The 8178-nt window shown below is 33.5% G+C and carries 8 protein-coding genes and 1 pseudogene; 3 read left to right on the forward strand and 6 right to left on the reverse strand.

The window, feature by feature from the left end:
• Positions 1 to 400 precede the first annotated feature (400 nt).
• Positions 401 to 847, forward strand: a complete 447-nt coding sequence (locus FG384_RS19070) for a helix-turn-helix domain-containing protein (protein WP_142644272.1) — start codon at positions 401 to 403, stop codon at positions 845 to 847.
• Positions 848 to 1201: 354 nt separating this feature from the next.
• Here the strand turns inward: FG384_RS19070 and FG384_RS19075 are convergent, their stop codons facing one another.
• From FG384_RS19075 to FG384_RS19100, 6 genes are all read right to left on the reverse strand, one after another.
• A complete protein-coding gene (locus tag FG384_RS19075; RefSeq protein WP_142644273.1) occupies positions 1202 to 1834 on the reverse strand; it encodes a type 1 glutamine amidotransferase family protein in 633 nt (210 codons plus the stop codon).
• Positions 1835 to 1909: 75 nt separating this feature from the next.
• A complete protein-coding gene (locus tag FG384_RS19080; RefSeq protein WP_142644274.1) occupies positions 1910 to 2872 on the reverse strand; it encodes a helix-turn-helix transcriptional regulator in 963 nt (320 codons plus the stop codon).
• 641 nt (positions 2873 to 3513) lie between these two features.
• Positions 3514 to 4452 carry a DNA/RNA non-specific endonuclease gene (locus FG384_RS19085; RefSeq protein ID WP_142644275.1) on the reverse strand — a complete coding sequence of 313 codons (939 nt, stop codon included), beginning with the start codon at positions 4450 to 4452 and terminating at the stop codon, positions 3514 to 3516.
• 170 nt (positions 4453 to 4622) lie between these two features.
• Positions 4623 to 5201, reverse strand: coding sequence for a glycerol-3-phosphate 1-O-acyltransferase PlsY (plsY, locus tag FG384_RS19090; RefSeq protein ID WP_053589499.1), 579 nt, complete (start codon positions 5199 to 5201; stop codon positions 4623 to 4625).
• 177 nt (positions 5202 to 5378) lie between these two features.
• Complete coding sequence (locus FG384_RS20265) at positions 5379 to 5552, reverse strand: hypothetical protein (protein WP_240793499.1); 174 nt, start codon at positions 5550 to 5552, stop codon at positions 5379 to 5381.
• Between the two features lie 335 nt (positions 5553 to 5887).
• A complete protein-coding gene (locus FG384_RS19100; protein WP_142644276.1) occupies positions 5888 to 6172 on the reverse strand; it encodes a hypothetical protein in 285 nt (94 codons plus the stop codon).
• A 736-nt stretch (positions 6173 to 6908) separates the two neighbouring features.
• On the opposite strand from FG384_RS19100, the gene FG384_RS19110 reads away from it, so the two are divergent.
• Positions 6909 to 7418: a site-specific integrase gene (locus FG384_RS19110; RefSeq protein WP_240793500.1), complete on the forward strand. Its 510-nt coding sequence runs from the start codon at positions 6909 to 6911 to the stop codon at positions 7416 to 7418.
• Positions 7414 to 8010, forward strand: a pseudogene (locus FG384_RS19115) (tyrosine-type recombinase/integrase); the annotation flags it as partial. The gene FG384_RS19110 and the pseudogene FG384_RS19115, both read left to right, overlap by 5 nt.
• Positions 8011 to 8178 lie beyond the last annotated feature (168 nt).

Genomic DNA, 8178 nt, shown 5'->3' on the forward strand with positions numbered 1-8178 from the left:
AAAGGCTAATGTTACCATTAGCCCTCCAAGACTCGCTACGAGTGAATGGCTAGTTCTTTCTCGACGGGAATCCCACCCGCTATATGATACGACCTAGGCTCGGCCGCACAAGCACCCGTTAGCTTAAGTACATTATTTCACAAACTCTAGATTTCCTTTCAGTTCTTACAGGAATGCTGCTCTTAGCGAAATAACAAAGGACTCTTATAATTAAGACAACCCCATAAAATACACTGATAAGAGCTTTTTTTATAGCTATTGGTTTTTTAATACTTTTTTCATTTACTTTATCGTTTAATCAATCGTTTTTAAGGGGAAACTAACAGTTTACACCCTTGCAACTATGCGGTTCTTTAGTTTTTTAGTGCAAATATATATACTGAGGATAGGAGTTGATCATATGTATTTTCCTTCAAAAATAAAAGAAGAACGTCAAAAGCATAATATGTCACAACAACAGCTTGGAGAAAAACTTAATATTAGTAGACAATCTATTTCCAAATGGGAACGTGGAGAAAGTTACCCTAGTATTGAATTGCTAATTAAGATAAGTGACATATTTGATATTACTCTTGACGAATTAGTAAAGGAAGATAATTCATTGAAAGAGAAAATCATAAAAGATAGCCAAAAATTAGCCTTTCCAAGATGGAAATTGTTTTTTGATATTCTTCTAATAATTGGATTTTTTATCATACTAGCTAAGATATCCATTGTAATAGGTAATAAGTTATTTGATTTAAATATTGTGTTCTTACAGGATTCTCTGTTATTTCAAATTGGACCGTTTTTTATGTCTATCATTGGAGCGATTGGCAGCGAATCTCTAGCCAAAAAATACAAATAATCATTTTGGATTTAGATTTATACACTAATTACATAGGAAAGTCCCCTCAAACTATCTGAAGGGACTTTTTTTCAGTATATATCTTCTTCAACAAAACTAGGGTTATATCAAGAGTAAAGTGAAAAAAACATTATGACAGCAACCTCTTTGCTTTGACTACGTGTCTTCAAAGTCGGCATAATTAAATTACTTATTTTATGAAAAACAGGTAAAAAGAATGAAAGATCAAGTTGCATTTATACTGCTTTTTAGGGTCTTTATTTTAAGTTATATACAAAAACCATGCTTTAGACATCGTCTAAAGCATGGAAATTATTTAAACTAATATTAAACTGCTAAGTTGATTTTATTAGCTCATCTACTTATTGAGTCCATTAACTGGAAAAAATATTCGGGTTTATGAGTCTTATTTAGGTTATACCATGAATGCAATGTATCTGGTGCAAATACATCTAATTTTTTCATTACTTCCATCGCAAATTCCAGAGGAGCTACTCCTGATGCAGTAACCAAATTCTCGCCAGATACTACAGGTTCCATCTCATAAAATTTTTCTCCTTTATAATTAGGACAGACCATTTTAATATACCCTAAGTCATTGCTTGTATGCTTTCTAGAATCTAGGTATCCAACATTCGCTAGTCCCTCAGTTGCACCACAAATTGCAGCAACAATAGTGCCAAGCTTTAAAGCCTCGCCAATTTTTTTCAAAATAGGTTGATGAATATCTTCTCCCCAAGTATTCCCTCCAGGTAAAATTATAAGATCCGTACTCTCAAGAGTACACTCATCAAGGGAAATATCTGGTTTTATGCTCAGTCCTCCCATTGTAGTAATAATTTCTTTATTAGCTCCTACTGTAATTACTTTTAAAGGTGCTAAATCTTTTTTGAAATATCTTCCTGAGTTTAGTTCCGCAATTAAATATCCATATTCCCAGTCCGACATTGTATTAAATACATAAAGAAAAACTTTTTTTGTTTGCATCCAATAACACTCCAATCACATTTAATATAGCCAAAGATAACATAACTTCCCTGACACCTAGCGTCAGGGAAGTTATCAAATTTGATGAAATTTTATTAATTCCGACAAAACTTCAATCATTCTTTTCTTAAGACTGATTGGCTCAATAACTCGAATAGATTTACCGTACGGTAAAAGTAAATAAGGTACATATGTATGTATCATATCTTTCTCAAGAAGAAATACTGCTTGATTTGAAGTCCACTCTTGTAAATAATTTCCTAAAAACCAATGTTGGCAAATATCACTCAATGCCCTTTTATCTCCATTAATAACCAAAGAAATAATCCCTTCCTTATCTTCTATAGTTGGAACAAGGTTTTTCATAAAAAAGTCACGCGCTGAAAAATTTTCTGGTCGGTTAAACTTATTTTCGGTTAACATTAGACTTTCCATTCGATCTACTCTAAAACTACGGATATCATTCCTAAGATGACAAAATCCAATCACATACCACTTATTATTCCAATAAATAATTCTGTACGGATCCACCAATCTATACTTTGATTGCCCTTCAGCACTTTTATGGTATAGAACTTTTACAGAGTATCCGTCAGCTACGGCCTGCTCCAACTCCTTCAAAAAAGGTTCCATAGCGAGGGAACTTAATCGACTTATTACTTCAAGACTAGTTAAATGTTGATTTATCTTTGTTTCCTGCTCTTGATTCGAATATTTTCTTAGCTTTGAAATAGCCCTATTTAGTGCTTCACCTCCATAATACCCGGCTTCTTCTGCAAAAATAGCAGCGTGAAATAGCGAGGTTTGCTCCTCAAAATCAAAAAAAAGAGGAGCTTCAATAAAATTGTTCAATAAAGTGTATCCACCGTTATGTCCTGCGTCTGAAATTATAGGTACACCACTTATTGAAAGTGTATCAATATAACGATACACAGTCCTTATATTCATCTCTAACTTTTCTGAAATTTGTTTCGCAGTAATTTTTTCACCTGAACTAAGCATCCATAGAATCGCTAGTACATTGTCAATTTTAGCCATAGAATCCACCTCTATATGGAAATAAATTTATTTTAAAATAATACTAAAAACATTACCTATTCATTGAATTTCTATTTAAAAGTAAGAAAACCGAAAAAGCTAAAACAACTTGCCATTAATTGGAAAGACTAAAAAGCATTTTTCCACGTATATCCTTACTGTCTAGGTATTTCTAATAATTCCTGAAGTGAGTTGTACCCTTAGACAGACTCGGGATTAAAGGTTTAAATAATGCCTAATACAATAAGTATTGCAGTAATTATTAAAACAGTATATAAAGTTACTTTTACTTTTATTGACATTTAGACTATTCCTTTCTCCTTTAATTATGGCCGCTTACTCAAATATTGTTGCTAATAAAATAATTCCCCTTACAATAACTGCTTCTTCAACTAAACTGCCTCGTTAGTTTAAGTGTAACATTTAACAATGGATTTCTGAGGTCCACTTGATGTTTTAGATAAAAAAATAGACCATCGAAAAATGATGGTCTTGTTTAACTAAGCAGCCGTTAGTGAAAAAAAATTATATTTTCAGTGTACAAATTTTCCTGTATAGACACCCATTTGCAAATTGTTATAAATCGTCCAACGAGGAAAATGTTCTTTCGTTCATTTATTTTGCCTCAAAGTTCTAGGGGCTTACTCACCTACCATACCGTCCTTATCAGCATCGTGCATATATGGGTATAACCAATGATCACTCGTTATTGGCATACTAAAACCTGCTGCTTTTGCTTCTTTAATCGTCGCCTGTCCATTACCGTTTGTATCAACACTAGAAATATCACCGTATGTGTTTGAACTAGTTGAATCAGAAGGCTCACTACCTGTTAAACCGAGTGCTGAGTTTACTTCATCAGGGTTCACATTGTCAAATGTATCAACGATCACGTTACCCATTAACATATAGGTATACTGATAACTTGAAGGAATCTGCGTTTCCGTATTCGGATATGTGATAATTGCTTCAAAATTAGTAGCTCCACCTGCGCTACGGATCACGTCTTCCATATAAGCTTGATCACCATGTCGGTTGAGCGTACTATCTTGTGGGGTAATATTATAAGCATTTGATACCCCTCCGAGAGAATCAGCAATTATATGTCCTTCATCTAAAACGTCACTTTCGACGCCAAGAACCTTTGCCTCATCAGGATAGTATCTGCCAGACGATAATACAGGTTCGTTACTGTCATTTTGTAGAATGATTTCGTCAGTAATGACACGTACTAGTTGCCCGTATTCATTAGTAAATGCCCAATATTCACGGTCCCCGTAACCAATGTCAACTACGACGTTAGTTTCACGATATCCAGACAAATCACCACCATCAACTTCAATAAGTTTGTATCCTGAGAACAGTTCATTATTTGGTTGGGTTGGAGTTTCCTCTACTACTGGTTCATCAACAACCGTAGTGATAGTTTCTTCTTTTTCACTTTTTATATTTGTTTCAACTGTGGTTACTTCTTGTGGATCTGTTTCTACATCTGTAAAGGATGCATCTTCTAAGTTGGTACAACCAACCATAAAGATGGTTGTTAAAAGTAAGATTAAATAGTTCATTTTCTTTTTCATTTTAGGACTCTCCTATAATAGTTTCATACTGTTCATTCTAAAAATCTCGGAATGTTAACATAGATTAACATTGTTAACCTATTGATAATAGTACATTCCAAGATTAAAAAGCTACCCTTACAGGCAGCCACTTGTTTAACTAAAGCACCCGTTAGCTTAACAAGTAAACACTAATTTTCAACTATTTTGTTCTCTGTTCCATTTACAATTCTCTTTATATTTTGTCGATGTAGAATGATTATTGATACGCTTATTAGTAGAGAAAGTGCTATGATAACTTTATCTTCAAATATAAGACTGTAAATGAATAATGCTATACTAGCCAACATTGAACTTAGTGATACATACTTAGTAAATAGCAAAGTTAAGACAAACATAACAAAACCAACAAAAACACCTAAAGGAGTCAAAAACAAGAAAACTCCAGTTGCTGTCGCAACAGCCTTTCCACCTTTAAAACTAGCAAAAACAGAAAATATGTGCCCTAGTATGGCTAATAAACCACATACAATAGGGTTAACTGTAGAACCAAGTATTAGGGGAAGTAAACAAGCAAATGTACCTTTTAATATATCAGCAATTGCAACAATTACTCCTGCTTTTATGCCTAAAACTCTATAAGCATTAGTTGCACCAAGATTACCACTACCATAATCACGAATATCTTTCTTATAAAATATTTTACCGATTACTAAAGCAAATGAGATTGAGCCAATTAAATAACTTAGAATCAAAGTTAAAATGTTCAAAGTATTATCTCCTTACATAGTTTGTTAAGTAAGTATTTCTATTTATTGCACATGATTTTCTGCAATCCTTCTTACATTAACCTGCTGCTTTAGTTGAAGAACAAGAAAGGCTGTCTACTGACAGCCCTGTGTAGCTAAAGCACACCGTTAGTGGAATATAATCGTGAATTACATTTTTCAGTTCCTAAATTTCTTTATTACAGTTACTAAAATTGCAATAAGAAAAACGATGACACTATTTACTATTAGATATTGTCCTAGTTGCAAACCATAAAATATTGCAAAAGGATCACGAATAATAAATACTGCTAATGCACCACCGATTGCCCCAAATAAAACTGCTAATAACAATATTATAAAAGCAGCAAAATATAAATTTTTCTTTTTTTGTAAGATATAAATCCAATAATATTTGCAGTTACAATAAAAAAGCCCATAAGTATTAAGAAAAAATTAGTCATTTAACTCCCTCTTTTCGCTAATATGACAAAATGGCTAATGTCGTTTTAGAAAACCCCTCTAAATATATTTTACCATTTATACCAAAATTCTTGTTAAACTATTCTGCTTCTTTAGTTTAATAAGAAAAAAGGCTTTACTCCTTCTTGAAGTAAAGCACACCGTTAGTTATACATAAAGACTTACACATTAATTGCATATTATATAAATGATGTGACAATAAGTAATTATTTCTTACCTTTTAGTTCTAAAAGTATAGGTGCTATATTTAGTAAGATAGAAACAATTGTCAAAAACCATAATGCCCTTTCCATACCAGGTACTACATCCCCTAAAGCTGACCAATCTTCCACTTTTACCCACCGAGATACAAGACTATATTCTGAACAAAGTGTTAATGCTGTAAATGATAGTCCTATCGCCATAGCAATCTTATAATCCTTTCCTGCTTTATACATATAAAGATTTATAAAAGTTGCTACTATTGCAACAACCCCAAATATTATAAACATTACTAACCTCCATATATTTTTATTTTTGTCGTGTAATAATACTAATGTGCATCATCTCAATTTTTTGCATTACTTTTTTATTAGACATTAATACGTCAAATCTTATTTTATAGTAAATGCTCTTCCTTTTGTGATTTCTTATTGAGCAAACCTGCTTCTTTAGTTGAATAAGAAAAAAGAGCTGTCTAAACAGATCAATGATCTTCAAGTAAAGCATCCGTTAGTTAAACGTCGTTAGTAAAACTAGTTCTATAAAAAGTCATTAATCCTTCTTGGTTCAATGCAACACGTTATATAAATAATTTAATTACAGCGACCAAAATTAGAATTAAAGAAATAGTTATGAATATATAACCATATATTGCTTTTTTGTCTTTTTTCAGATCATTTAATCCTGACAGAAACATCGAAGTACCTAATGACAACATCATAAAAGGTATTAACTCAAGCTGAGTTATTAAATCTAAAATCCCAAAAACAACAGTACATATTAATAAGGGTGTTCTTAATCTATTTACCATTATTCGCCTCTCTTTTTAACGTTATTGTTAGAATCAGAATGGTGGTATAAGAATCAATACTTTTCGTTATATAAGTACCTCTTTTCTTGTACCATTCTTCATTACTTTCATTTTTTCCTTCTTCAACTAACCTGCACCGTTAGTAAAAATACACCCTATGTCTATAATTCTATTAAGTTGGCAATAATCCTTTTAATATTACTATTTTAGGGGGAATGGAATTGTTACTGTCAAAAGCATGGGCTTCGTTTGAATCGGATAAGCGAATAGAGGGCTTTTCGCCGCAAACGTTGAGGGCCTACCAGTTACAGTCTTTGCTACTAATTGGTTATTTTAAGGATGTAGAGATAGAACTACTGGATACAAATCGACTAAAGGAGTATCTTGCTATATCCGGTAAGCATTTAAAACCAGCTAGTCTTGCACATCGCATCCGCTTTATGAAATCATTTTTTCGTTGGTCCCATGAAGAAGGCTACCTGAGTAAGAATCCAACTTCCAAAATTAAAGAACCCAAAGTAGGTAAGCGGATTCCAAAGTATTTAACCGAACGGGAGATTGAACATCTTCGTGAATCCTGTCATTCCCCTTTGGAAAAAGCAATTTTTGAATTCATGTTTTCTAGTGGTTGTCGAATTGGAGAAATAGTTGCGTTAGAAAAGAACCATATTAATTGGTCCAATCAATCCGCGATCGTGAGAGGAAAAGGCGATAAGGANCCATGAAGAAGGCTACCTGAGTAAGAATCCAACTTCCAAAATTAAAGAACCCAAAGTAGGTAAGCGGATTCCAAAGTATTTAACCGAACGGGAGATTGAACATCTTCGTGAATCCTGTCATTCCCCTATGGAAAAAGCAATTTTTGAATTCATGTTTTCTAGTGGTTGTCGAATTGGAGAAATAGTTGCGTTAGAAAAGAACCATATTAATTGGTCCAATCAATCCGCGATCGTGAGAGGAAAAGGCGATAAGGAAAGGGAGGTTTATTTTAATACACGTTGTGACATATGGCTTAAACGCTATATGGAAAGCCGTAATGACCATTATTCAGCCATCTTTGTAACAGCAAGGCAACCACATAAAATGAGTGTCGCCCAAATGCGATACATCATCAAGCGGATCTCCAATCGTGCGGAAATTAATAAAGAGATTCATCCACACCAACTTAGACACAGTTACGCAACTCATTTGATGAATAATGGAGCTCCTATTGAAGTCATACAAAGTCTTATGGGGCATGAGAAGAGTGAAACCACCAAGATCTATGCTCAGTTAAGTGGAAGGTTAAGGAAAGAGTATTATCAGAAGTACTTTTAAATACAAAAAGAGCAAAGTCTATATAGACGTTGCTCTACTTGACTAGTCGAGTAGAAGGGAACCTCTCTACCTTGCGGTAGATTGTGTTCCTCCCCCCTCACAGAACCGTGCTTGCGCTATTTACGCACACGGCTCTTCCAAGTCACCATTCACAAAATGTAGCCTAAT

Origin of the sequence: Psychrobacillus vulpis, assembly GCF_006861825.1 — a bacterium.
In the GTDB taxonomy this organism is placed as follows: domain Bacteria; phylum Bacillota; class Bacilli; order Bacillales_A; family Planococcaceae; genus Psychrobacillus; species Psychrobacillus vulpis.